Raw genomic sequence first — 26,855 nt, forward strand, 5'->3', positions numbered from 1 at the left:
AGGGAAATGGATCTTCGTTAAACTAAAAGAAAAAAGAGGTTGCTCAATGGACAAGAGAATAAATCTGATCAGTGAGATGCTTGATTTAGCAAATGAAATCACTTGGTTAAACAAGCCGAAACTTGAAGAGGTCATCGAGGGATATCCGCTAAATGAAATCGAGTTGATCGAGAAGATAGCGAAACTTCCTGAACCCAATGTCACAAAATTAGCAGCTGCCAGCTACCTGACACGTGGTGCTATCAGCAAACAAACAAAGAAGCTTTTGGCAAAACAGTTAATTGAAAGTTACCAAAAACCAGAAAATAAAAAAGAACTGTATTTTCGTTTAACGGAAGAAGGTAAGCGGCTGAACGACCGACATCAGCAGCTTCATCAAGAATTTCTCAAAGAAAATGAAGCCGTATTTGAGCAGATGTCTGCAGATGAATTCGATACCGTCTTCCGCTTTATCGGACGTTTCAGAGAGCAGCTAAAAAAAACCGCAAAAAAAGAGGACTCAACCATTTAAGGGTTGAGTCCTCTTTTTGTTGACAAGGAAACAAAAATCGTCTACACTACTATTTGTTTACTAGGAAACAAAAAAACAAATAGAGGAGCATTCTTTTGACAACTATACAAACAAAACATTCATTGATCTTTGGTTTCACATCTGTCTTCATGGTGGGGCTTGGCTTAACGCTCATCACCCCTGTTGTCCCATCGTTAGTCGCATCTTATACCACTTCACCGCATCAACAAGCGGTGGCAGTTTCATTGCTGACTTCCGTCTATGCATTTGCTATGTTTCTAGCTAGTCCTATACTTGGTGCTTTAAGTGACCGCTTTGGACGAAGAGTCGTTTTGATCAGTAGCTTGATTGGGTCTTCCATTGGTTACTTGATCTTCGGGTTAGGTGGTGCGTTATGGGTGCTATTTTTAGGTAGACTCATTGAGGGACTAACTGGTGGTGAAATTTCCGCGATATTTGCATACTTCGCAGATATTACCTCTGAAGAAAATCGAACAAAATATTTTGGTTGGGTCAGCGCAATTGCAGGTATCGGAACAGCAATGGGGCCATTGATTGGCGGTGCTCTCAGCCATTTTGGTTCTACGGTCCCGTTACTTGCGGCTTCCCTTCTTACATTCATCAATGCAATCTATGGTTATTTCTTGATGCCTGAAAGCTTGAACAAAACGAAACGGGCTGCTAAGATTTTTTTAGGACAACTCAATCCCTTCAAGCAGTTACGATCGATTTTTTCCATTACCTCGGTGAAATGGTTCATGGTCTGCGGCTTTTTTATTTGGTTACCCAATGGCTCACTACAGGCTATTTTTGCTCAATTTTCGATTGATACCTTTTCATTAAAACCTCTCGCAATTGGCTTTACATTTTCTCTGATGGGCATTATGGACATCTTCTCTCAGACTTTCATCATGCCCCTACTCTTGAAGTATCTAAAAGACCAACAGATCATCCAGTTAGGGATCAGTAACGAAATCATTGGGTATGGTTTGATTTTTTTATCCGTTTTTATTCCGAAAGTCTGGTTTTTCATCTTAGGAATGATCTTCTTCGGGTTTGGTGACTCCATTTTTGGCCCTTCCTTCAATGGGCTGCTCTCCAAAAAAGCAGCTGCTCGCGACCAAGGAAAGATCCAAGGCGGCGCTCAAAGCATCCAGGCGTTGGCTAGAGTAATCGGCCCCATTATCGGTGGACAACTTTATGCCAGTATCCATCATGGCCTACCCGCGCTTATGGGTATCTTTTTACTAAGTTACTCTCTCTTCTTATTAAAGCAGAAAAGTCATTCCAATTTGACTTCCTATCAACGATAAACAAAAAAGCTTCGATCAACCAAAGAATATCCCTTGGTTGACCGAAGACATTTCCAATCATTACTTATTAGATCAAGCGGATCGTATAGCTACTAAGCTTACTTGAACCTAAAGCCAATCAAGGGAACAACCAGTCATCGGTTAGTCTCTCATTACAGCTCTAGTTACGGTCAATGACTTGGTTTTATTGATAGGTTTGATTCAAGTATTGCAACAGTTCAGGGGCCCGTTTCGTTGCAGAATCCCCTTCTTCTTTATTTTCTAGCATGCTGACCATCAAATAACCATTCGTATCTGGATTTACAGCAAACAAGAAGCTATTTTCCTGGCCTTTTTCATCTTGTTTTTCTTTGATTTCTGCTGTACCAGTTTTTGCAGCGATCGGGATATTCAGTGAAGCTAATGAATGGGCCGTTCCATTTACATCTTGGACAACGTCCTTCAAATCTGGGATGATCGTTTGCACCGCAGATTGGCTAATGACATTTTTCTTATCTTTTGTTTCATGATCTAAAACCAATTTTGGATACACAAGCGTTCCATTATTGGCAAAGACAGAGTACATCGTTGCTTGCTGGATCGGATTGATCAACAGCTGCCCTTGTCCATAGCCAGTGTCTGCTAACAAAATGTCTGAGTTGAAACTTTTCTCATTAGAGATTTGCGCGGGATTCATACTAAGCGGTAGATCTAGTTCTTCGCCAAATATAAATTTATTCAACCCATCACGGAAGGCCTTTTCGCCCATTTTCAGCGTTTCTTGTGCCATATAGATATTATCAGAATATACTAACGCATCTTTTAGATTTACCTGAGGGACATCACTCACCCGTGTTACTTGATACGAACCCCATGACGAATCTTTTTGCCATTTCAACCCATTGATTGCTAGAGATTCTTCTGGATTGATCGTCTGATTATCTAAACCGATGGCTGCAGTGATCATCTTGAACGTCGATCCAGGAGCATAACCTGTCGCAAAACGACTGATGAATGGTTGGTTCTTGTTTTCTGAATATGCTTTATAGTCTTCCTGAGAAATACCATTGGTCATTTTATTTGGATCATAGCTAGGCGAACTTGCTAATACCAATAAATCTCCTGTTTTTGGTGAAGTCGCAACAGTCGATCCTGGTTTTCCCCCTAAGCTATCATAGGCTATTTTTTGTGCATCTGCATCAAGAGTCAATTTGATGTCCTGCCCATTTTTTACTTCATGATCGATCAACACTTTTTTCTCTGTACCATTTTCATCCGTAATACTTAATTTTCCGCCATTCGTTCCTCTCAGCTCTTTATCATAGGCCATTTCTAAACCAGATCGGCCGATTTTCCCATTACTACTTAATTCTGCATTTTTCTTGATATCTTCGGCAGTGATTTCTCCAATATAGCCGACCAACTGGGCAGCTGCTTCGCCTAATGGATAATAACGACCGTCAACTTCTTGAATAGTGGCACCACTAGGTAGTTCTGGTGTTTCACCATCAATGATTTTTAGGGGAACAAAATAGTCGGGTTGTACCCAGCTTTGAGAAATTGCCTGATTGATTTCCTCTTCAGTCAAATCAAACGATTTAGCGATAGCCGAGATATTCGCTGTTTTTTCTTCGCCTTCTCCTAGTTTACCTGGTACGACCCCTAACTGTTTCAATTTGCCAGTTGTCGCCAAAGGTTTTCCATTGCGATCCAAGATATTCCCTCGTTTTGCTGTTTCAGCGGTCAAGCTTACTTTATCGTTGCCTGACATTTGAGGGAAGATCAAGTTAGGTTGCCAGTTGATTTTAGTTTGATCATTTTTTTTCGATAGAGTCCCTTCATAAGAAAGACCCTTTAGCTCTCCTAACGTAGTATTCATTTTTGCTTTATAACCAAATGTATACGTGTCACTGTCTTTCTTATCGATTTTCAGATTTGAAACTTCGATTCCTTTGACATCGACTGCACCATAGATATTTTGATACTTCTCCAAAACTTCTTTTTTTGAAAAGCGATTCTTGCCTTTATTATCTACTTGGATAAGTGCCACTGCTTTTTCATAGTCGCCCTTATTTAGCTCTGTTACAAATTGTTGGATCGTTTTTTCACTAGCTTTGACTGCCTTTTCTTCTTGTTGATGCCGGTAAAGAAAATAGCCGCCACAAGCCGCTGCAAGAACCAGAATAACCCCGCCACCAACAATCAGACCTGTTTTTTTCTTTCGATGAGTATCACTTCGTTTCATCTTTTCCCTCCACTCGTCAAATATATTCCGTTTCATTCTAACACAAGAAAAGAAGCTAGAACATAGCTTTGATTGCTTGTTCTAGCTTCTTTTACGAAAAACTTACTAATCTAAAAATTGCTTGAGAGCTTCTTGATTTTTGGTCAAATCTAATTCCAATACACTGCCAGAAGGCGTATCGTTATTGAAATCCCAACTTCCATCCACAGGGACAGATAACGTAGCTATTTTTTGTCTTCATTCAAAAAATCAAGTCCGCAATCGATCAATACGCTTTCCGGTAAATTTGTTTTGATGCTTCCTAATAATTTGCCCACCGCTTTTGGCAATTTGAGAATGGAAGTCACATCTTTAAGCTGTGAAGAGAGTGCCTTGATTACTTGTTGCTGCCGTCTGATACGGCCAAAGTCGCCTTCTTCATCTTCTCTAAAGCGTGCATATTGCAGCAATGTATTGCCATCCATGGTTTGCTCCCCTTTTTTGATATAGACCTCATCTAAATCCAGATCTTTTTCTGCGTTGATCTTCACACCATCTGGAAATAGTTCGTTCACACAATCAATAAAATCTTGGAAAGTGATGCTTGCATAATAAGGGGCTTCAAATTTGAAGTTTTCCTTTAAAGTCTTGTTAAGCAGATCCACGCCTCCGTATGAATAGGCCGCATTGATCTTATTCATACCATAACCGGGAATATCTACGTATGAATCACGCATGATCGATACTAATTTTGCTTCTTTTGTTTTTTGGTTATACTGTGCCACCATCAAAGAGTCCGAACGCCCTTCTTCTTCTTTGGATCGAGCATCTGAACCTATCAATGCAACATTGATGATCGTAGGTACATCTTTCGCTTCTACTTTTTGGACACCAGCTGATTGGTTCCCAGATGAGAATCCATGAACGAATTCAAAGGAAAAATAGCCAACTACAATGGCGATCGTTGCCAAAAAAACTAGAATTATTTTTTGAAATGTTTTCATTTCATATTCCTCTTTCTAATAAGAATCTCTTACTTGAAAAATCGATCGTTGTCCTTTATGATAATCCAAGCTGAGAAATTCTCAGTTCTTCTTTTTTAGTACTTTGGGTCGATCGAGCTGCAACTCGTCGACCTGTTTGTTTTTTTGCATTTGTCTAGAGGTGATATTCAGACTTAAACCAACTGCAAAGGATAAAATGAAATAACTCGTGCCACCATAGCTAACGAACGGCAATGGTACTCCCGTCATGGGGATCAAGCCTAAAATACTTCCGACATTGATGCTTGTTTGCATGAGTAACCACGTACCGACTCCGATCAAAATCAAACTTGCTTGCTGATTTTGTGATTGGACACTCCTTTGAAAAATCCTAAAACACATCAGAAAAAGCAATAGTAATACAAGCAACGCCCCAATCAATCCGAATTCTTCTGCAATGATCGAAAAAATAAAATCTGTTTCAGATTCTGGCAAATAGCCTTTTTTTGTGATGCTATTTCCTAATCCGCGTCCAAATAACCCACCATTATAAAGCGCGTAATAAGAATTACTCATTTGATATCCTGCCCCATGTTCATCGAGGAACGGATCATGGACCATCGCAATACGGCTATAGGCATGTTCAAAAAAAGAGGGGAGCAGTCCATGTTTTTCGAGTAATATTACCAGTCCTGCCATCAGGATCAGACCAGCAGCAGAAGAAAAGATAAGCGCTACTCCTTTTTTTATTGGAATCGCTGCTGCCCAGATCATTGCTCCAGCAATTGTTAAGATCATGATTGCCCCTGCTATTTTAGGTTGAAATAAAACAAGCAGAGCCATTGTGCCAACGAGTAATAGCGGCTTATGGATCTTATCTGGCACCTTGTCACCATCTCTAAAAAAACGGCTAAGGTATAAAATCAAAAAGATCATTCCCAGTTCAGAAGGCTGGAACTGAATCCCTCCGATAGATATCCATCGTTGCGCTCCATTGACTGTGACAGCGAATAGACCGACTTTCATCATGAGCAATAGTAAAATAGACACCATGATACCGTAATTTATTTGTTTAGGTTTCAGCAGTATGCGCAACCTGACAGAAAATGTGAACGCGATCATGCACCAACTAAGCAGAATAAAGCAGAATTGACGAACAAACAGACTCTTCGGATCTTCTTGCGTTACGAGCAGTCGATACGAACTTGCACTATAAATTTCTAAAAGACCGACAATTGACAAGGCCATATATGGACCTAAAATCAACCAGTCGATCTTTCTATTTTTCCACATCGCATTTCTCCCTTCTTTGACACAAGTTAGGTGAACCACGAGCGGGTAAACATCAGTTATTCAAGCACAAGAAAAGGTCAGAAACCTTTTCGAACAAGAATTCTGACCTAGCATCATCTCATCGTCCGAGTTTTAGCACTATACAACGTAAAGAAAAATCCTTAGCTATTTGAAAAAGCCTTAATCCGACAATTCCTGTTTGACCCATTGGCGTCTTTCGACGTTTCTGAGCAATAGCTTGTGTTTGTATAGGAGCCTCACCTAACAAGGTTATTACTATTTTTATTTTTTACAGATTAATAGTAATTGTCTGAACGTTTTTACGCAATAAATTCTGGGATAAAAAAACGAAATTAAACAATCTTTAAGATATTTATTCATCAGTTTAACACTATATAAAAAATTCCTCTAAGACACTATATATGTTTTAGTGTTTAGAGGAACCGTTTTTCACTTTTCGGAATAAAAAGAACTATTTTACTTGTTCAATAGATTGAACAGTCCGCCGATCGTTTGATCTTTTAGTGTGACTTCTTCCCCATCGATCGTTGCTTTGATGACTTTGAAATGGTCTTGTAATGGTGGTACTTCTAGGTATTGACCTTGAAGAAACTCGTTTACTGATCCATATTCTTTTTCCATTGGTTTTGCATCTTCTGCTACTTGATAATAAATGTTTAACATGTTAAAGACCCCTTATCTATGGGATAACGATTGTTACCCTTTTATAAATTAATTTATTTTAGCATAAACAAAGAAAAATAACAGCAGTATTTTATTTTTTACCCAGCAGTTAGTCTGGTCGTGCCAACGTGATGATTTCTCCAATCGTAGCGTAATCACTTCCAGCAAGCCGGCTGATTGCATGAAGCGCTTCAGGATCGATCCGTCCTGTTTCTGGATCATAAACCAATTCATCCAAGTGGTATGCTTCAATAGATAGCAAAAATAGATCGGCAGTCGTTGCTGTTTCATTTTTGATCTCTACATGATCGTAAAGACTCGTTTCAAAGGTAACTTTCGCCTCATTCAGAATCGGGATCGGTGTATTTTTTGACTTTCTTGTCGTTAGATTCGTCAAGTCCAGTTCACTTTCGTCGTTTGGAAGACTCGCCGCTGTTTTGTTCACTTCAAGTAAAATTTCTGCATCAAGTACTTGGATCACCGCTTTCTTTCTTCCTACGATGTTTCTTGCAGTATCCTTCATTTCACCATCTTTTCTCTGGATTGCTAAGGATAACATCGGTGGATTTGAACTCACGATATTAAAATAGCTGAATGGCGCAATGTTCAACACCTCTTTGTCAGAAATTGTCGATACGACGGCTACTGGTCTAGGAATCACCGAGCCGATCAATAATTTATAATTTTCTCTTTCAGATAATTCTGAAGGCATACGTGTAATCACTAAATTCCCCTACTTTCTTTCAATAATTGCTTGTACGTAGCAAATCAACGTTGCTTTTAACTATCTATGAAGGCTGTCTCTTTGTCAAGAAACTCTTCCTTTTAGCAAAAGCAGCACATGTTTTTAGATGCTCAATATTTCCCAAGTATAATAGTTGCCCTCATGTACATTTATCCATATGATAGTTAAAAGGAGTCGCTTTTATGAAACGTTTCTTCATACTATCACTCTTGGGCCTGAGTCCCTTGTTTCTCAGTGCTTGTACTCTTGATCCCCAAAAAGAGAACTCCCCTATTTCACAAACAACAGTAGTGACTTCAAGTACTGCCCAAGCAGAATCTAGTCAAACAACAAAGGAGGAAACAGTCATGCCGATTGTTCCAGAAAGTTTATTACAAGCTGTCACTGCCAATGATCTTCAACAAGTACAAGAATTATTGAAAAATCCAGACTACCCCATTGATGAACAAAATGAAGCTGGTGAAACTCCGTTGATGATCGCTACTCATCTGAATCAGCTTGAGATTGCAAAGACATTGATTGATCATGGAGCGGATATCAATCAACAAGATGGGATACAAGACAGTCCTTATCTCTATGCTAGCGCGCAAGGGAAAACAGAAATTTTAGACTATATGTTAAAAAATGGCGAACCAGATCAGCAAATCGTGAATCGCTTTGGTGGAAATGCACTGATACCCGCTGCAGAAAAAGGCCATTTAGAAAATGTCAAACTCCTATTAGCAGATGAACGAGTAAACATTGATCATCAAAACAACTACGGGTACACAGCACTGATCGAAGCAGTCGCTTTGAGAGATGGTTCTGCTATCTATCAGGAAATCGTTCAAGTATTACTAGATAACGGAGCAAACAAGGAGCTACGGGATAATTATGGAAAGACAGCTGAGGACTATGCTAGAGAATTAGGTTATTCACAACTATTGACCCAATTGACCACTACTTCCTAAAGAAAAAAGAGATTTTTAGATAAAAAGAACAGCCCATCAAAAGGTTTCTTTTTGAACCTATGGTGGGCTGCTCTTTTCGTTACTTTAAAGATATTTTAGAATAATCCTGCTCAATCTTCACTTATTTTGAGCCTGCTGTCTTATTTAAAGAGAGTGTAAAATATTTTGTGTAAATAGAAAAAAGGAAGTCCCTTCTGTAGAATAGAGTTAACGACAACCAATTCACAGAAAAGAGGACTTCCATATGAACGATTTTACTACAGAAATTCTAAAGACTCTAGCGAACAAAGGCGATTTGAATGAATTATTCCGTGTCCATTTGGAAAAAGCTGTCAATACGCTTTTCAAAACGGAGTTAACGGCTTTCCTCGATTACGAAAAGTACGATCGCATTGGTTTTAACACGGGTAATTCTCGTAACGGCTCCTATGACCGTACGGTCAAGACCGAGTACGGGGAACTTCATCTCCAGATTCCGCGCGACCGCAACGGCGAGTTCAAGCAACAGACTGTTCCTGCTTATAGACGGACGAATGATACCTTAGAGGAGACCGTCATTCACCTCTTCCGAAAAGGTATTACCATGTCGGAAATCGCAGACTTGATTGAGAAAATGTATGGGCATCACTACACGCCCCAAACCATGTCCAACATGACTAAAGTGCTGACTGAAGAAGTAAATGCATTTAAAGTTAGAACTCTAAATGATAAGTATGTCGCTATTTTCATGGATGCTACTTATATTCCTTTAAAACGGCAAACCGTCTCCAAAGAAGCAATCTATATTGCCATTGGTATACGAGAAGACGGCACTAAAGAAGTACTAAGTTATGCGATTGCCCCGACTGAATCGACCTACGTTTGGAATAAGTTGTTACAGGACATTTACTCCAGAGGGGTTCATGATGTCTTACTGTTTATTACCGATGGCTTAAAAGGCATGAAAGATACGATTCACCAGATTTATCCTAAAGCTAAATACCAACATTGCTGTGTTCACGTTTCCCGTAATATTGCTCATAAAGTACGTGTCAAAGATCGAAAAGAAATCTGTGATGATTTTAAGGCTGTTTATCAAGCTAGCTCAAAGGAAGAGGCAAATACCTTTTTAGGGAGTATGATTGAGAAGTGGCAGAAAACCTATCCTAAAGTGACGCAGTCACTGATAAAAAATCAAGATTTATTGACTTTTTATGAGTTTCCGCCTGGTATCCGCCGAAGCATTTACTCAACTAATTTAATCGAATCTTTCAATAAACAAATCAAGAAATACAGCCGCAGAAAAGATCAGTTTCAAAATGAAGAATCACTAGAGCGTTTCCTAGTATCCATCTTTGATACATACAATCAAAAATTCTTAAATAGAAGCCATAAAGGCTTCCAACAAGTGACGGATACATTAGCTTCAATGTTTACTGAGTAACCCATTATTTTGCAGAAGGACGAGTTATTTACACAAAATTATTGACGCTCCCTATTTAAAAGTTTGTTTACATAATAATTATATAGTAAATATCATGTCGTTATCTACTTCTCTATTCATAAATAAAAAAATGAGGTAAAAGTAATCACTCACTTTTACCTCATTTTTATTTTTAAACACTTAAGAAGAACAGCAGTCACCAAAAAGTAAAATTGGACAAAAATCAATGAGCCAGTTTCTAGACTTCCTCTTAGTTCTTAAAGTTCTTGACTCGTTGCTCTACGAATAGTACCACTAATACTATTTAGAAAGTACTTTTTGTGTATCTTCAACGATTTGTGCAGGCGTTAAATGATAACGTTCGTAGAGTTCTTGTGTTGGAATGCTATCAGTAAATTCTTTTTTAGAACCAAAATTCAAGACATTGATAGAAGAATCACCATAATAACGGCTGATTTTTTCGCCAAAACCACCTGCCAGGCTACCATCTTCTAAAGTCACAACTACTTGATGGTTTTCTTTTAACTGATCCAATGTTTCACGATCAAATTCTGTGATTGTTCCAGGATTGATCAATGTTGCATCGATTCCTGCTTTTTTGAATTCTTCCACTGCTGCTTTTCCAAGTTCAAGGAACCCACCTAAAGCCAAAACAGCTACAGTTTCGCCTTCATTCAACACTTGGTACGCTGGTGTCGAGTAATCTTTGGCAATTGCTTCACCATGTTGTACGCCATGTGTTGGAATTCTGATTGCTACTGGTTGTTTTGTTTGCGTCAATGCCCAGTCAAGCATTGAAAGTAGATCTTCTTTAGTTGCAGGTGCAAGATATTTGATATTAGGGATACTTGAAAGATACGCAATGTCAAATGTTCCTTGGTGTGTACGATCGCTTGCAGAGATCGTTCCACCTCCGACCAAAATCACGGCTGGATTTTCATTGATTGCTAAATCATGTGATAATTGGTCATACGCACGTTGTAAGAATGTGCTTGATTGGAACACTACTGGACGAACCCCTTGTGAAGCTAAAGCTGATGCAAAAGTAATCGAATGTTGTTCCGCGATACCTACGTCAAAATAATGATCTGGATGTTTTTTCTGATACTCTTTCAAACCAAACATACCTGGAATTGCCGCATTGACAGCAACGATTGGTGTCTCACTATTCGTTGTTTTTTCATCCAAGTAGGCAATGATTGCTTGATTCAACCTTTCGCCAGTTGCTGGATGTTTTGCTTCACCAGTTGCTAGATCAAAAGGAACATGCCAATGGTATTTCATCTTGTTTTCAATTGCAGGTTCATATCCGTGACCTTTTTCAGTGTGCACATGAAGAACGATTGGATGATCGATATCCTTGATTTCTTTAAATACTTGGATAACTGTTTCAAGATTATTTCCATTTGCTACATAACGGTAGTCAAATCCCATCGCTTTGAACAAGTTATTGTCACTTTGACCATTGCTTTCACGCAATTCTGCCAAATTTTGATACAAGCTACCGTGATTTTCATCAATCGACATTTCATTGTCGTTGACCAATACGATCAGATTTGAGTCCAATGCTCCGCCGTTATTCAATCCTTCGTATGCCAAACCACCACTCATTGAACCATCACCGATAAATGCCATCACATTTCCTGTTTCATGTTTCAAATCACGGGCTTTTGCTAAACCTACAGCCAAACTGATAGAAGTTGATGTATGCCCTACCGTAAAGTAGTCATGTTCACTTTCATGTTGATTAGAATAGCCTGTTACTTCATGATAATGTCCTTCTTCAAAACCGTTCTTACGGCCTGTCAATAATTTATGCCCGTAAGATTGATGGGACACATCCCAAACGATTTTATCCTTTGGTGAATCAAATACATAATGAAAGGCAATCGTTAATTCAGTTACTCCTAGGTTAGGACCCACATGTCCACCGACTGCGCTATCTTTCTGTAAAATCATTTGACGCATTTCATCAGCTAATAACGTCATTTCTTCAATTGTTAATTGTTTAACGTCTGCAGGACCATTTACTTTGTCCAATATACGTTCAGTTGTAGTCATGAATTGTTCTCTCCCTTATCAGCTACTTATTCGCGCTGCTTTTTGCAAGAAAATAGAGTTTCTAGCACAGGAATCATTGTACTACTTGGAGTCAACTCTAAGTCAAGGGGATTTTCAAAAAAAATAAAAAAAAGAGGAGCGATTTTTCTAGCAAGTAAACATCTATATGTAACTTTCTAAAATTTTCATCAAACAGCTGTTTCTCTTTTCATTGTGAACACTTGCGGATATTATAAAAACAAGGAGCCTGTCTCTTCATTTTGGTTCTGAGCTTCTTCTGTATAAAAGTATCCCATTCTCCATCTTTGCTACTATAAATATTTCCTGAAGACTTAAAGGTCCTTGGATCTTCTATTGATATAGCTGCATCAATACAAAAAGAATATTCCCAATGTTATGACCAAACTCATCACTAAATAGAAAAGTTTTGTCTTTCGCGACATTTGCGATTCCACGTCATTCCCAACTTTCTATAGTTTATTTATGTACAATTCGATTTTAGCATGTTGATTTTCTGTTGTTGTGAAGGTCTCCCGAACATACTGAAAAAGCATCATGAACGACAAAAATCTTCGGCAATCAATAAGTATCAGATGCGTACATACTATTATTAGAAGTAAAAATATTGTTTGCAATGAAGACAAAAAAGTCCAAACGATGTCTGAACTCTTTCTATCCATAGAGAAGGGTGTGGGACAAAAGTGGGAAACACTTCTGTCCCAGTCTCCATATCTTCTGTCTCGATCTCTTTCCACCATAGGATTAAAAAACTTAGTGTTAATAAAAGGTTAAAAAATAAAACCGTATCCGCATTTTTTTAAAGTACTAAGAGTTAAAAATTTGCGTCCAAATAATCTAAAGCCCACTTTTCCCCTCATCTCTCTCCTCAAATACCTGCTTAGCAACTGTCACTGCATTTAATACTCGGGGAAATCCCACATATGGAATGGCTTGGATAAACGTTTCAATGATTTGTTCTCGTGTCAAACCAACATTTAGCGAACCATTGATATGAACGTATAGTTGAGGAGCTGTATCTCCTTGGGTTAGTAAGCTTGTAATAGTAATCATTTCTCGTTCTTTAAGATTTAAAATATCACGATCATAGATATCACCAAAAGCAAACTCAATGATATAGCGGCCAATGTCTTGTGGTAAACCTTCCAGTGAATCAATCACCGCTTGTCCAGCTTGACGATCAATTTTTTCCAAATTTTTCAATCCGTCATTAAAACGTTCCGTATTTGTCATAATGGTACCTCCTTAAAGTCCACATTATTTCTTGTGGTTGAAATAAGATTAAATGCTAGAGTACTGTCCATGTCAATATTTTTTATTTTCACCATTGACAATCAACAGTAATGAGAGTAGCCTACGACATAAAATACAGCAATGAGAATGGAGCGAATCCTATGCATTATTCGATTGGTAAATTTTCTAAAATGTGCGGACTAACGATTGATACACTTCGCTTTTATGAAAAACAAGGACTGATATTTTCGAATCGTGGTGCTGACAATAGACGATTTTATACAGAGAAAGACTTGATTTGGGTAGAATTTATCCTCCGCTTAAAGAAAACTGGCATGACTATCAAAAATATGCAAGAATATGCGCAGCTTCGTTACAAGGGGGATGAAACAATTCCTGATAGAATCAAACTTTTATTCGATCAATTAGACTCGTTATACGAACAACAAAATCAAATCAACGATCACATTGATTTCTTAGAGAAAAAAATACAACTATATCAAGAAATGAAAGTAAACTAAAAAAGTCCAAACGACGTCTGAACTCTTTCTATCCATAGAGAAAGGGACAGATGTGTTGTACTCCGAGAGATAAAGTCGAATCCCTGAAATTCATCAACGATGATTTTCATGAAAGTCTTTTTTATCCTCTTCACACATCTGTCCCTACTACATATTCTTACTTAATGGATCGACTTAAAAGTCCTCTTATAATTTACGAGCAAAGAAAGAGACGATCAATACAAGTATGATTGCTCCAATCAATGAAGGAACGATTGCCATCCCACCGATTATTGGTCCCCATGAACCTAGCAAAGCTTGTCCGATTGCAGACCCAACTAAACCAGCGATCACGTTTGCAATGATGCCCATTGAAGACCCTTTATTTGTAATTGCTCCTGCAATTGCTCCGATAATACCACCAACGATTAATGACCAAATAAATCCCATTTTAATTTCCTCCTATATGCTACTTTTTCCAGTTTTTTTCTTTTTATTATTGTACACGAGGTTCCGCGTTATCTTTTACTTTTTGTGTTCCTTTGCTTACAGCAGATTTTGCTTTATCTGTTTGTTTTGAAGCAAATTGTCCTGTTGTTTTTGCTGCATCTGTCACTTTATCTTGGACAGTTTCTTGATCTTTTTCATATTCTTCTTGTGTTTTGATGTCTACGACGTTCACATTCACTTCGATCACATCTAAGTGAGTCATGTCGTTTACTTCGCGACTGATCAAGTCTTTGATTTGTTCGTAAATGTCTTCAATGTCTTTACCATATTCAACAACAACGTCTAAATCAACAGCTACTTGTTTTTTGCCGACTTCTGCATTGATACCAGCAGTAACGTTATCTGTATTGACTAATTTTTCAGCGATGTTTGAGAAGAAGCCGCCGTCAAGTGTCAATAATCCGTCAACATCTTTCAATGCGTAACCAATGATCTTTTGGATGACTTTATCTTCATAAGTCAATTCACCTTTAGAGATATGGCTGTCTTCTGTGTGAGTACCGTTAGCAGTTACGTTCATGTTTTTCATCTCTTTGTTTTCCATCTTTTATTCCTCCTATGATTTAAAAAAATGATCTAAAATTTTTGTTTCTTTTAAATAAAAACCAATTCCTACGCCAATCGCAGTCATGATGATTATCAAAAGAGTTTTAAAAAAGCCTACTGTAAGCCATAAGATAGCTAGTAGTAACCCAAGTCCCCCGAAAATAATCGGGAGCTTGTATGTTGAAAATAATTCTTTCATTTAAGTCCCTCCTATTCTACTCGAGAGTGCTTGTTGTCTCTAGTATTTTGCTCTTCATAGCCACTATATGTCACAGCTACACCAATATTTTGCTCTGTGCCAAGTACGTTTCTGACTTTTTGCTCGATTTCTCGCATCAATGCACTTGTTTTTCCAACTAATGAAGATGTACGTTTTAAATCGCCTTTCACATGAACATTGATCTTGTTTTTCGTTGAACGTATTTTTACTTTCGGCGAACCAACAAATTCTTCTTCATGCAATTGTGACCGAACCAATCCTTCGATTGCTTTCTTGTCCAACGTCAGTGTACCGTCCTTTTGTTTTAGTACAAATGTGCCTTTTGATTTTGGATAGAATAGTACGACCAATAACAAAATAAACACAAGAATAGCAAAAACGACAGCTGCCCAAAATAGATATTGCTGCATATAGTAGTTTGTGATAACGAAGAAGCGAAATCTTTCCAACTGTTTTGGCATGATATACGGGGCATTGATCACAGCTACACCTAGAAGTACGGATAATAAAAACAAACTTGCGATAATACCGATTATCTTCCACCCTTTATTCATTTTCCACCTCCTACCCTTACTATACTGATGATATTTTTTCGTTATCTAAAAAAGCCAACTGCCTAGAATATCGAAGCGCTACCAACCATTGCTGACTCGGATAGGCGTTTTCTCTACTTCTAGCCCGATAAACATAAATAACGAATAAACTCAAAAGTATTTTTTGCTTTTTTTCTATTGGGTATAGTTAAAGTATAGTATCCAACATTAAAAATTGCAAAGATAATGCTCAATTAATATTACAAAAAACAAATCAATTATTAGATTTTTCTGATTATTCATCGATCACAGGATTTTATACAAAAATTAAAAACATGATGTTTTCAACGTTGTTACCCTTTTCAAAAAAGCATAAAATGAATTATACTGAAATTAGCTCATCTAATTTTTTTGAATGTGATAACCTAAAAAAAACAGATTCTTTTGAATCGATAAGTGAGGTGCTCTCATGGTAAAAAAAATCGTTTATGCCTGTATAACAACAATAATTTATCTAATTGTGTAAAATGTTGGTAATTTGTTTTTTGGTGTTTCGAAGGAATTCAGCTGGACGACTACGCTTTGGGAATCCTTTTTCTTCTTTATTTTTGTTCTTTTATTACAGAACTATCGAAAAAAGTAAGAAATTTTACAAGCTTTTTTCTCAACCAATCATAGGTACGTTTCTATTGTTGCCAAATGTTTCAGCGGGTACGATCTTTAAAGAACTATTGCATCGATCAGTAGGACTACGAAAGATTTAACTATTTATTTTGTGCATATCATGCTATAATAAAGAAAGTACGAAAAATATGTTATGCGACATTTTAATTTGTTTTGTTGAAATTTAATCCCACTGGCGTAACTTCAGGGTTACAAGGATGTATTAGTGGTTAGGGAATACATTGTTTAAATGAGAAATAGTTAATCTTTAGTAATGGTTTTACAGCTTTAAATAATAATATTGATTCGTTAGATCGCCTTTTCTCAAAAAGAAGAGGCTTTCGTTCACCTCTCTATTTATCGATAAACAATAAAGATATATCGTATAACGAAAAGGAATGATGTATATGAACGTATTTTTTACAAAAATGATTGTGGTCCTCTTAAATCTTGGTTTTATCCTTCTTGGATTGCTTTTAACCGTCCAAGTGACTACAAGCGCCCCCCACACCTATGATTGGCAAACCCTTCTAATGGTGGGTATGCTTTACTTTATTCTTTTGAACTGTCTATTCATTGGCAGTAGATTATTCCGATTATTGACCCAAGCAGCGAATAATCAAGTCTTTTCCTCAGCCAGCTTAGCTATCTTCAAACAACTACGTGGTGCCTTACTGCTGATTGTTCTAGCTGTTTGTGGCTTATTGCCTAAGTTTTATCTTTTAGCAGATTTGAGTGATTCACCTGGGATCATGCTTCTCGGTGGTTCTATCATTTTATTCCCATTCGCTATTTATGTGTTATCGACTACCCTTTGCCGTCTACTGGAAGAAGCAATTTATTTAAAGAACGAGTCTGATTTAACTGTGTGAGGAGTGAGAAGATGGCAATAATTATCCATTTGGATGTGATGTTAGCAAAACGAAAAATGAGTGTAACTGACTTAAGTGACAAGGTTGGGATCACGATGGCCAATATCTCTATTTTAAAAAATGGCAAAGCAAAAGCGATCCGCTTTTCTACCCTCGACAAAATTTGCGAGGTCTTGCATTGTCAACCTGGAGATATTATCGAATACGTAAAAGATGAGCCAATGGAAAAATAACTACAAAAAAGCTGTTAAACTGATTCCTTAGTGTAGTCATCGAGTATAGGAAAAATCTAAAAATCAGGTTGCTATAGACTCTCGAATAAACGAAATTTCCAAAGTCATTTTTTTCGGAAATTTCAAAAGAAAAGCATGATACAAAAGTAAGAAACACTTTTGTTTCATGCTTTAAAAACGAATAAACGGCGGGAGCAGAAGCAACTCCTCCTTAAATAAGTCGAAATCCACAAAGATTTGAAAAGTAATTTTCGTGAATTTCTTCTTATTTCTCGGAGTTAAACACTTCTGTCACAGCCTTTTTTCATTTTACAAAAATCATCAGTCCTTATTGACAAAGAGCCGATTTTTCTCTATAAATCTATTTAACTTTTTCGTATCATTTACTGATAGCATTCCAACTTTTTTAAAAGTTATGTTTTCTTTGCTTTTGGGTATAGCCTTTAAAGTACCAACGTCAATCCATGATTGTTTTTGTAAACCTACTTCTTTCCATTCAGTAATTGGAAAATACACTCTCTTTATTTTTTCTAACTTATTCTCATATTGGCTTGTGATTCCAAAGAACTCTACCCTATCTTTTTTATCACTAACTACCAAGATTGGTCTTCTTTTCCCACCATCTTTAAATGCTACGTATACCATCACTATTTCATTACGCTTCATCGAACCACACATCTAACTTTTCATCTGTATCTAGAACATCCACCGGCATATTCTTAGTTAGCTGTTGCAATCTGATTGCTTGCTTTTCTTCTTCACTTAGCTTTATATCTACTGGAAATTCGCCTCTAGCGACAACTTGTTTGTAAAAAATTGTAATTGCTGTTGTAGCATTTAAGCCCAACTCCTCCAGTATCATTTCTGCATTCTCTTTTAGTTCTTTGTCTATTCTAACTTGTATCCTACTTTTTTCAGTTGAATTTTTTACCTTCATTAACTTTCTCCCCTTTTGAGTAATTTATACTCTTTTTAATGCCATTATACTATATTTATGATTATAATATACTCTTTTTAGTAATTTGCAAATAATCCAATACATAGTTCTCAAGCTTGCGTCTTCATGTTCACTTAATACAATTTCATCTTCATTACTGATTTTTAAAGTTAGAAAAGGCCACACATATTTTGAAATCAAATTTTCACTAGAAATAATCTTTGTGCCTAAATATATTTTAAAATCTTATGAAGTGCATTTTGGTATCTTCTATCCACAGAGGAATTTGATAGAATAAATGACTGCTCCTCTGTACTAATCAAAGGAATATCCACTCCATCTTCATGAAGAACTTCAGAAAAATTGTGCAACACAACCGTTTTAGATTCGGCATTCATTTCTGATCATTCAACTACCTATTTTTCTTGGTTAATTGTTGCTATAGAATCATCCGTGATTATAAAGAGATAATAATCGACAAAATTTTTAAAATAATCTAGCCTATTTCTTGAAAGCTTTCCTGCATCAATAAATACGGTGTCTAAGTTCCTAAAATTATTTGCTTTGTTCATAAACGTCTGCACATGCAAATCTTTGGAGAGCTCATCCAGATTTCATTTTACAAAATTCATCAGTCCTTATTGATAAATAGCCGATTTTTCCCGCGGTGTAGCATTCCCCAAATGGATCATTCGTCTAATTCGGGGAATGCTACACCATAAAAAAGATCAGTAACAGCTTACTTTTCAAAGAGAAAAGTCATTGACATTTTGTTGATGGAATCTGATTAAATTATGTATTTCTCTTGTCCTTGGCATAACTGAAATGCCAAAGACCGGTATACCAGAAGACTGACTGAGTGCCACTGTTGATATGATACAATCATATGTGTTTTTGAGTCTTACCTGATCGCTCAAACATCCAAGATCGTTCTTTATGAACCGATAACGATTCCCTAAATACAGCTTTAATTTACCTACTATGTAATCTGCATGATGGATACCATCCATAACTAGCAACGCCTTCACTTGTTTCCCGACTTCTTTTTCTTTTATCACCGCAGGCCAATGAAACACCAGCCAAGTCACGATTTTTTCTAGCATCTCACTATCTACTTCATTGTCTTTTTTTCTCTTATCAAATATTTTTCTAACTCCACTTGGATGGATTTGATAAAGGGATGGAATTGCTGAAAAAATATCCGATATCTGTCATATAAGATATATGAGCACTCTTGCCTACCAGTGCTGCCATAAGCAACTCTTTCGATTACATCAGTACGATCGGTACATAAAATTTGATATTTTATTTCCAGATAAGTAATAGCTAAATCGATGATCGCCCGAATATGGCTCATTTTTTCATGAATCATCTGCTGATCCAACCGCAAGATTTTACGAAGAAAGGGATGGTGGATCATTTGTTCGATCTGTTCTTTATACCAATTATCCCAAGTCTCTTTGTCCTTCCCAGATTCTTCCCTCTCTTGTTCTGCCACGCTTTCGTATTGTGTGAGTGTACTTGCAATGTAAAAAAGCAATAAATCGTTTTCTTTTTGATCTAGTTGCAGGATTCTTTTCTGAAGCTGGTGATACATATCAAGTTCTGTCAGGAACCATCGGCTTTTTTTGCAAATGGTTGGCGAAAAAACTTCTTCTAAGCAAGTATACTTTTCTTGAAATAAACAAGCCATCAATTGAGTGATGGTTTCTTTTTTACCGATGATCTTGATTAGTCCGCGTATAGTCAACTGGTGTTTTTTAAGTACCTGATTGATTTTCTTCACTATCCGTCGCAAGGTACTTTCTGAAATGAACAATTCTTCGCATAGTTCCAAATACGAGCCATAGTGATTCAATAAAATCGACTCTAAGAAACGGAATTCGATCGATTCCTTCAATATCGTCCGATAGATATAATCTTCTGTGATATGCGGCGCAATCGTTACAGTGACACCGATATCCCGATCCATTTGGATATGGATCTCTTTTGCGTATGAAATGATATCATTTAGGTCGTTTCTTACTGTTTTTGCAGAACAGGCCAGCTTTTTTTCTATGTCCTGAAAGCGATAGTTTTCTTTTTCAAAAAGCAACTCTAATAAATGAAGCTGACGTTTTAATTTATTTGATAAAATATCGAACATGTTATTCACCGTATTCTTTCATCTTGAATAAATTTAAAAAGCACTCAATTAAAGAGTATTTCATCTAATTGAGTGCTTCTATTCTTTATTTTAGAGAAGTTTGTTCGGGATAGAAAATTATTTTTTCTAAATTCAATAAAAAATGGTCTTGCGTTACTCTACTTTTTTATTTTCTGAATGGTCTTCTTTTTTTCGTTTCTTCCAAAACATCAGGAATCATATGGCACCGAAACATCCCTTGCAGTGACCCCATCTGCTGTCGCTACTTTGACATTCAGCGTTTTTGGTCCAGCTGTGTTCGTATCAAATGCATCCACTTGCTCTACAGTATATAGGTTTTCGGCTAATTTTTGACCATTGAATCGAACATTTTCAATCAATTTCGTCGGATCTACTTCACTAGGATCTTCCCCTAAAGTCAATTCTTGTGTCACTGTATCTGCCTCGATATCTGTGATTGGTTCAAATTCATGGTTCGATACTTGATAATGGGCATAATTCGAGCCACCGGTAAAGTTTTTGACCAAATCATCCCGCATCAATAAGTTTCGACTTCCTGGTTCCGCATGGTAGACTTTGATGACATCTCCTTCATCAATTGTCAAAGGCTGCCCTTTGTTGAAGCCTTTGATTGCTTGCCCGATCGTCATATTGCCAGTCACTTCATAGCTGTATTTCACTTTATCTGTGGATTCAGCTAACGGCATTCCCTCGTTAACGATCACTAGTGGCGGTTCTGAAGCTACAGTAGGCGTGTGCTGGTTTCAGTCATTTCTCCATTTTGTAAAGTTCGGATTGCTTCAAGTGGCGAGGCAACTTTCTTCGCATCAGGATTTTCCACGACCTCGATTCGGTAATACACATCTCGTCCAAAAACATTGTTGACAGGGTTTTCCAGAACAGTCGTATCTTCCCCTTTTGTTGCTTTGATCGACCAGTTATCATCTTGATTGATCATACTGAAAGCACCCACTGTAGCATCTTCCAGTCCTTTTAAGACAACCGTACTGCCCCAACGTACTTTATAAGGCACGTCCATCTCAAGATCAGCTAATCCATCTTTCATTTCAAGGCGGATTTTAATCGTTTTATCCCCAATCGTACTTGTATCAAAATCAGATAATTTTTTGATCGTATATGCTTCCTCATCTACGGTTTCACCATTGATCCGCACATCCGCAAACAAGTCATTCAATTTTGTTTCAGTTGTTTCTACGCCTAAGAAGAACTCCTTGTTGGCAGATTCAGCCTCCATCACTGGTAACGCTTTGAAGCCATAGGCAGTTACTTCATAATACGCATAAGGTGATCCATAGGTGAAGTCTTCCTCTGATTCATTGACATATAACACAGAACTACCGTCTGTCCGTTGTGGGTGATAAATCTTAACAACATCCCCAAATTGGACGCTGATGGCCTTATTGGTGCCAAAGTTATCCATGACTTGTTGCAACGTGGCACTGCCAGGAATTTCTTGAGCATCCGTAGAAACTCCCTTGCGAAGGACTTCAATCGAATAGTACAAAGAAGAGTCGCTACTGATTTGTTCATCTGCTGGTGTAGCTAAACCAGTGTGGATCGCTAATTGGCGTCCAGAACCATTCGTTGTATGCAGGGAGAAGGCTCCCGCTGAATGCCCATTTTCTGACTTAAGCAAGATCGTGTTGCCCCATTTGACTTCATACGGTACCGTGATTTCTTTAGAGATATTGCCGTCTTTCGTGTCAAATTGGATTCGTAGATCTTTTTTGCCAGCCGTTGTCGTATCAAATTCACCCAGTTGTTTTACTGTATATTGCCCCGGTGTCAATGGACTACCATTCACAGTCACACTGTTCACTAGACTTGCTCCATCAACATTTGTCGTGATGTCGCCTAACGTGAATTCCTGTGGTGCCGAATCCACACTCACTGCTAAGATCGGTGTAAGCCCCTCTTCCGTCACTTCATAGTACGCTTCATTTGTACCTACCGTAAAGTCCTTCACCACTTCGTCCATCATAAAGAGGTTTTTGCCATTCGTTTCTGCATGATAGACTTTGATGACATCCCCTACAGCCATCGCAAGTGGGCTGCCATTGTTAAATCCATTAATTGCCTCTCCGATCGTACTATTCCCTAAGACTTCATAGGTATAGCTACTACTTACTCCTTTTATCACATCCAAGCGGTAATAGACTTGACGCCCGAGCAAGTTATTCACTGGGTTACTTAAGTTGGTGCCATCCACACCTTGAGTTGATTGAAGCAACCATTGTTTGTTTTGTTTAACTAAACTAAACGCACCAACAGTGGCATCATTCAGTCCTTTCAATACCAGAGAATCCCCCCACTTAACGGTATACTCCGCTTCGATCTCGTCAGATGACAAGCCATCTTTCGCCGTCACTTTCAATTTCACCTTTCGTGTACCTATCGTCTGCGTACTTATATCTGATAATGTTTCTACTGTGTAAAGATTTTCATCGATCTCTTGTCCATTGATTTTGACAGTTGAAACCAATTGATTTGCATCGATCGTGCGCGTCTCTTCCCCTAACAGAAGCTCTTTCTTCGCTCCTTCGGCTGTCATTACAGGGACGGGCACAAAGCCTTGAGGAGTCACTTTATAGTAAGCATATTCTGTCCCATAGGTAAAATCTTTTTCCTGCTCTCCGATCATAACGACTGAACTATTCGCTGTTTTCTCAGGATGGTAGATTTTAATAACATCATTGAGTTGAACATTCAACGATCCATTGCCATAATTAAAATCTTTGATGGCTTGGTTCACTGTAAAACGATTGGCTACTTCATACATGTACACACTTCGTTCATTTCGTAAAACCTCAAAGGAATAGTAAAGACCATATGGATCATTGGTAGGTCCCACTGTATCTTCACCAGTCGTAGCTAGTCCCTTCGTCATGGCAATCTGGACCGATGAAGCATTCGTATCCCCAATCCGTAACGAAAAGGCACCAGCAGCATCTCCAGTAGCCGAACGCATCAGGATCGTATTGACCCATTTCACTTCATACGGCACAGTGATTTCTTTAGAGACCATGCCATCTGTTGTTTCAAATTTGATCCGTAAGTTTTTTGATCCAGCAGAAGTGGTATCAAACTCTTCTAATTGAGTAACAGTATACAAATTATTCGTTAATTCGATTCCGTTGACTTTGATACTCTTGATTAGTTTGGTGCCATCGATCCCCTTTGTGGTTTCCCCTAGAGAAAATTCCTGGGGAGCAGCATCTGCTTCAACATTTAAAACGGCTTCTAATCCGTGGTCCGTCACTTTATAATACGCATAGTTTGAACCAACAGTGAAATCTTTGACCAATTCATCTTCCATCAACAGATTTTTCCCGTTGGTCTCTGCGTGATAGACCTTGATCACATTCCCTTTCTCCACAATTAGAGGCTATCCATTATTGAAGCCATTGATTGCCTCACGAATCGAACGATTTCCTGCTACTTCATAGTTGTATTTTCTGGTACTCCCATCTAACACTTCAATACTGTAGTACGTCTCTCGGCCAAAATGATTATTGACGAAACCACTTAAGTTTGTTCCATTGACACCTTGACTTGACTGAAGTGCCCACTGACCGTTTTGATTTAATAAGCTATATGCACCTACAGTTGTATCATTCAAGCCTTTCAAGACAAACGTACTACCCCACCCAACGCTATAATTGATCTCGAATTCTTCGGAAGCAATCCCATCTTTCATATTGATACGGACACGCATTTTTCGAGAACCGATCGTACTGGTATCAAAATGACCAAGTGCTTCTACGGTGTACTCGCTTTTATCAAGTTTCTCCCCATTGATCGTTGCATTTTCGATTAAACTTGCGGAATCAATATTGCGCGTGTCTTCTCCCAAAACAAATACTTTTCCTGCACTTTCAGCTTCTACTACTGGCGCTGGTACAAAACCGTTTTGGGTTACTCGATAATATGCATAATCTGACCCATAGGTAAAATCATGTTCTTTTTCATCGATCATTACCACTGAACTGTTTGCAGACTTTTCTGGGTGGGTGATTTTGATGAGATCATTCATTTGAACAGTGATCGCCTTGTTGGGTCTTCCAAACGCATCACTGATCTCTTGTAATGTGGAACGATTATGTATTTCTTGTGCATATATTTCATTCCCGTTTCGTAACACTTCAAACTTATAATACGGTGCGAATTGTTGCGCGTTGGGATTGACTGCTTCGTTCCATGGTGAATCCAAGCCTCGCCGCATCACTATAGTCGCATTAGAAGCATTAGAGCTATCTAAGTTCAATGAGAACGCCCCAGCTGATCTACCATCTTTTGCACGCATCAAGATCGTCTGCCCCCAAGAAACATTTACCGAAGTCTCAGCCGATCCTTTGATTATCGTTCCGCTATCAGGATGTTTCGTTTGCAAAGTCATTTTAACTGAATGTCGACCGACAACATCATTTTTGGGTTCGATTGACTCTTCGGGTACAAATTCTACGGTATTCATATCGATCTCTCGACCGTGCATCGTAACAGACTCCACGTAATTTTTAAAAGAAGTTGCCAGTGTCGGATACGTTTTCCCTATTGATCGATTCTCCATCGGCTTTAACTTGATCGTCAGGCCTTCATTTCTTTTGATATTCATTTTTATTTCAGCTTCCGCTTCTCTACCATCCTCTGTTTTCACACGTGCTCTCCATGTTTGGACACCGACAGTTGAGGTACTTGGATTGTTTATCCATTCTAATGTATATTTCTGGGCCGTTACTACATCAAAATAATCTTTAGGATCAGGGACTTTATCATATTGTAAAATATCAAAAGTACCTGATTTAGGGGTGATTAATTTCTCTATACTGATATTAAAGGTCGTGGTTACACTCCTACCCGTCTGATCACTTACCCGGACCCTCACCGGTTGCACCCCCAGTTTGCTAGTATCAGGAGCCACCTCCCATTGATAGGAAACGTTTCCACGTGAATTCCCAACATCCACATACTCTTTTGGATCAGGCACTGCTGCATGTAGTTCAAGGGCATGTGTACCTGATTTTTCTTTAGCGGTCAATGCCCCGATAGTCAATGGAACATCTACTTTAAATTCAGCAGGGACAACAAATGTGTTTAAGTGCGTACCAGCGGAACTATTCCACCCATAATTAACTGGTAAGCGCGGTACCTTGAAGACTTCTTCTTGCGGCGGCGCAACTTTTAAACGAGTAAACGTAGCATTAAGCTTTCCAGCAAGTATTTTGCCGACAGCATCATCCGTTGGTAACATGCGCATCCGCCAATTTCCACTTTCAGAAATGACATCCATATAATAAATAGTGACTCCGAATGTTGGCGAAAAGGCTATCCGTTGCAATACATTGACATTATAAGGAGTAATAGTGAGTAGAGAAGTAGGAAATCCTGAATGATTCTGCGGAGTAGCTATGCCGCTATACCCTGAAAATAAATCATCTGCTGCGATCGTATCCCCCACAACATAATTGTCCGTTTGGGGAGAAAAATTAGCGGTGATCCTTCTTTGCACCTCCCGAACCATCCAGCCGGATATCAGAATGTCATTATTATAATCAGTCTCTGGCAGATTATCAGGTATCGGTTGAGCCAATGAACGCAGCAGGGTATCTCCCTGTAACAAGGACTCCCCTTCAAGTAATTTGACACTTTCTTTTTCCGTTTTCTTTTTGCTCTCCGTCGTACTTTTTTCTTTAGCTGTTGTGGCTGTCGTCTTTTCTTTCTTCTTTTCTGAGGTACTCGTACTATCTGTTTTGCTCGTGCTTCCAATTGCAGAACGTTCAACGGATTCTAGCGACGAGACCGCCTCAACAACTGGACCACTGATATTTCCAAAAGTCAGTCCTAAGATCAAGGAACTATGTAACAGTTTTTTACTGGTTTTCACCTATTTCTCCTCCTTTTATTCATTTACCATTGAAATACGTTGATCGCTATCCTGATCACATCGCTTACTTTTCAACAGATTTTTATTTTATACGTATGTAGTTACATCTAAAAAAGCAAACTAGCCTTTATTTGTTATTTATAATTGAAATGCAGATTATGTTCTAGCTATAAATTTCAAAAAAAGATTTGCTTTTTTTATTTGACCGAACTTGAAAAAGCTCTATCCTCTTAAATTTAAAGCAATTCACCCATGATTGAAATGTCATTTTTTCTATATCCATACGGAACAACTGAAAGGATCATTTATCACTGAGGCGTTATTCTAACGATTTTGTCACATTTGAATTGAGCCTATGTAGGTAAAGGACCTATTC

General features: G+C 38.1%; 24 protein-coding genes, 1 pseudogene and 1 riboswitch. Of the genes and pseudogenes, 7 read left to right on the forward strand and 18 right to left on the reverse strand.

The annotated features are described in order from the left end of the window. The first annotated feature begins 46 nt into the window (after positions 1 to 46). Positions 47 to 511: a MarR family transcriptional regulator gene (locus ED2_RS08635; RefSeq protein WP_016176615.1), complete on the forward strand. Its 465-nt coding sequence runs from the start codon at positions 47 to 49 to the stop codon at positions 509 to 511. A 95-nt stretch (positions 512 to 606) separates the two neighbouring features. Further along, on the forward strand, positions 607 to 1,824 hold the full coding sequence (locus ED2_RS08640) for a tetracycline resistance MFS efflux pump (protein WP_016176614.1): 1,218 nt from the start codon (positions 607 to 609) through the stop codon (positions 1,822 to 1,824). A gap of 184 nt (positions 1,825 to 2,008) precedes the next feature. Here the strand turns inward: ED2_RS08640 and pbp4 are convergent, their stop codons facing one another. The 5 genes and pseudogenes from pbp4 to ED2_RS08665 form a co-directional block, all read right to left on the reverse strand. Further along, complete coding sequence (gene pbp4 / locus ED2_RS08645; RefSeq protein ID WP_016176613.1) at positions 2,009 to 4,048, reverse strand: penicillin-binding protein PBP4(5); 2,040 nt, start codon at positions 4,046 to 4,048, stop codon at positions 2,009 to 2,011. A gap of 105 nt (positions 4,049 to 4,153) precedes the next feature. After that, a pseudogene (locus tag ED2_RS08650) lies at positions 4,154 to 5,031 on the reverse strand (LCP family protein). Between the two features lie 81 nt (positions 5,032 to 5,112). Further along, on the reverse strand, positions 5,113 to 6,303 hold the full coding sequence (locus ED2_RS08655) for an FtsW/RodA/SpoVE family cell cycle protein (RefSeq protein ID WP_016176611.1): 1,191 nt from the start codon (positions 6,301 to 6,303) through the stop codon (positions 5,113 to 5,115). A gap of 110 nt (positions 6,304 to 6,413) precedes the next feature. Continuing rightward, positions 6,414 to 6,579, reverse strand: a riboswitch (M-box (ykoK) riboswitch). 201 nt (positions 6,580 to 6,780) lie between these two features. Continuing rightward, the gene (locus tag ED2_RS08660) at positions 6,781 to 6,987 is read right to left on the reverse strand and encodes a hypothetical protein (protein WP_016176610.1); all 207 of its coding nucleotides are present in this window, start codon (positions 6,985 to 6,987) and stop codon (positions 6,781 to 6,783) included. Between the two features lie 109 nt (positions 6,988 to 7,096). Further along, complete coding sequence (locus tag ED2_RS08665) at positions 7,097 to 7,711, reverse strand: flavin reductase family protein (RefSeq protein WP_016176609.1); 615 nt, start codon at positions 7,709 to 7,711, stop codon at positions 7,097 to 7,099. A 203-nt stretch (positions 7,712 to 7,914) separates the two neighbouring features. On the opposite strand from ED2_RS08665, the gene ED2_RS08670 reads away from it, so the two are divergent. Both ED2_RS08670 and ED2_RS08675 read left to right on the forward strand, forming a co-directional pair. Next, positions 7,915 to 8,682, forward strand: a complete 768-nt coding sequence (locus tag ED2_RS08670) for an ankyrin repeat domain-containing protein (RefSeq protein ID WP_016176608.1) — start codon at positions 7,915 to 7,917, stop codon at positions 8,680 to 8,682. Positions 8,683 to 8,926: 244 nt separating this feature from the next. Further along, positions 8,927 to 10,105, forward strand: a complete 1,179-nt coding sequence (locus tag ED2_RS08675; RefSeq protein WP_060789748.1) for an IS256-like element ISEfm2 family transposase — start codon at positions 8,927 to 8,929, stop codon at positions 10,103 to 10,105. 300 nt (positions 10,106 to 10,405) lie between these two features. Here ED2_RS08675 and ED2_RS08680 read toward each other — a convergent pair whose 3' ends face one another. Both ED2_RS08680 and ED2_RS08685 read right to left on the reverse strand, forming a co-directional pair. Then, positions 10,406 to 12,166 (reverse strand): 1-deoxy-D-xylulose-5-phosphate synthase, encoded by a 1,761-nt coding sequence (locus ED2_RS08680; RefSeq protein WP_060789749.1) that lies wholly within the window; start codon positions 12,164 to 12,166, stop codon positions 10,406 to 10,408. Between the two features lie 855 nt (positions 12,167 to 13,021). Continuing rightward, positions 13,022 to 13,417 carry a carboxymuconolactone decarboxylase family protein gene (locus ED2_RS08685; RefSeq protein WP_005875238.1) on the reverse strand — a complete coding sequence of 132 codons (396 nt, stop codon included), beginning with the start codon at positions 13,415 to 13,417 and terminating at the stop codon, positions 13,022 to 13,024. Positions 13,418 to 13,578: 161 nt separating this feature from the next. Here ED2_RS08685 and ED2_RS08690 point away from each other — a divergent pair, with 161 nt between their 5' ends. Continuing rightward, complete coding sequence (locus ED2_RS08690; RefSeq protein ID WP_005875240.1) at positions 13,579 to 13,938, forward strand: MerR family transcriptional regulator; 360 nt, start codon at positions 13,579 to 13,581, stop codon at positions 13,936 to 13,938. 186 nt (positions 13,939 to 14,124) lie between these two features. On the opposite strand, the gene ED2_RS08695 is transcribed toward ED2_RS08690, so the two are convergent. The 4 genes from ED2_RS08695 to amaP are packed head-to-tail and all read right to left on the reverse strand — an operon-like array spanning position 14,125 to position 15,747. Further along, positions 14,125 to 14,367: a GlsB/YeaQ/YmgE family stress response membrane protein gene (locus ED2_RS08695; protein WP_005875242.1), complete on the reverse strand. Its 243-nt coding sequence runs from the start codon at positions 14,365 to 14,367 to the stop codon at positions 14,125 to 14,127. A 46-nt stretch (positions 14,368 to 14,413) separates the two neighbouring features. Continuing rightward, entirely contained in the window at positions 14,414 to 14,971 is a 558-nt protein-coding gene (locus tag ED2_RS08700; RefSeq protein WP_016176606.1) for an Asp23/Gls24 family envelope stress response protein, read from the reverse strand. A 12-nt stretch (positions 14,972 to 14,983) separates the two neighbouring features. Further along, a complete protein-coding gene (locus ED2_RS08705; RefSeq protein ID WP_005875246.1) occupies positions 14,984 to 15,172 on the reverse strand; it encodes a DUF2273 domain-containing protein in 189 nt (62 codons plus the stop codon). Between the two features lie 11 nt (positions 15,173 to 15,183). Beyond that, a complete protein-coding gene (gene amaP, locus ED2_RS08710; protein WP_005875247.1) occupies positions 15,184 to 15,747 on the reverse strand; it encodes an alkaline shock response membrane anchor protein AmaP in 564 nt (187 codons plus the stop codon). 1,049 nt (positions 15,748 to 16,796) lie between these two features. On the opposite strand from amaP, the gene ED2_RS08715 reads away from it, so the two are divergent. After that, positions 16,797 to 17,261: a DUF2975 domain-containing protein gene (locus ED2_RS08715; RefSeq protein ID WP_005875248.1), complete on the forward strand. Its 465-nt coding sequence runs from the start codon at positions 16,797 to 16,799 to the stop codon at positions 17,259 to 17,261. Between the two features lie 11 nt (positions 17,262 to 17,272). Then, positions 17,273 to 17,494: a helix-turn-helix domain-containing protein gene (locus tag ED2_RS08720; protein ID WP_005875249.1), complete on the forward strand. Its 222-nt coding sequence runs from the start codon at positions 17,273 to 17,275 to the stop codon at positions 17,492 to 17,494. 321 nt (positions 17,495 to 17,815) lie between these two features. Here the strand turns inward: ED2_RS08720 and ED2_RS08725 are convergent, their stop codons facing one another. The 7 genes from ED2_RS08725 to ED2_RS08755 all read right to left on the reverse strand — a co-directional run bounded on the left by ED2_RS08725 (position 17,816) and on the right by ED2_RS08755 (position 26,479). Beyond that, positions 17,816 to 18,160: a type II toxin-antitoxin system PemK/MazF family toxin gene (locus ED2_RS08725; protein WP_005875250.1), complete on the reverse strand. Its 345-nt coding sequence runs from the start codon at positions 18,158 to 18,160 to the stop codon at positions 17,816 to 17,818. Next, a complete protein-coding gene (locus tag ED2_RS08730; protein WP_016176605.1) occupies positions 18,150 to 18,431 on the reverse strand; it encodes a type II toxin-antitoxin system RelB/DinJ family antitoxin in 282 nt (93 codons plus the stop codon). Before ED2_RS08730 ends, ED2_RS08725 begins: the two co-directional genes overlap by 11 nt. Positions 18,432 to 19,177: 746 nt before the next feature. Further along, on the reverse strand, positions 19,178 to 19,534 hold the full coding sequence (locus tag ED2_RS08735) for a hypothetical protein (protein ID WP_016176604.1): 357 nt from the start codon (positions 19,532 to 19,534) through the stop codon (positions 19,178 to 19,180). 8 nt (positions 19,535 to 19,542) lie between these two features. Continuing rightward, positions 19,543 to 20,577 carry a helix-turn-helix domain-containing protein gene (locus ED2_RS08740; protein WP_016176603.1) on the reverse strand — a complete coding sequence of 345 codons (1,035 nt, stop codon included), beginning with the start codon at positions 20,575 to 20,577 and terminating at the stop codon, positions 19,543 to 19,545. A gap of 209 nt (positions 20,578 to 20,786) precedes the next feature. Next, on the reverse strand, positions 20,787 to 21,284 hold the full coding sequence (locus ED2_RS08745) for a wall-associated protein (protein WP_005875254.1): 498 nt from the start codon (positions 21,282 to 21,284) through the stop codon (positions 20,787 to 20,789). A gap of 35 nt (positions 21,285 to 21,319) precedes the next feature. Next, positions 21,320 to 23,959: a hypothetical protein gene (locus tag ED2_RS08750; RefSeq protein WP_016176602.1), complete on the reverse strand. Its 2,640-nt coding sequence runs from the start codon at positions 23,957 to 23,959 to the stop codon at positions 21,320 to 21,322. Between the two features lie 24 nt (positions 23,960 to 23,983). Continuing rightward, entirely contained in the window at positions 23,984 to 26,479 is a 2,496-nt protein-coding gene (locus ED2_RS08755) for a hypothetical protein (protein ID WP_016176601.1), read from the reverse strand. Positions 26,480 to 26,855 lie beyond the last annotated feature (376 nt).

The sequence above is a fragment of the Enterococcus durans NBRC 100479 = LMG 10746 genome, from assembly GCF_001544215.1.
GTDB classification, from domain to species: domain Bacteria; phylum Bacillota; class Bacilli; order Lactobacillales; family Enterococcaceae; genus Enterococcus_B; species Enterococcus_B durans.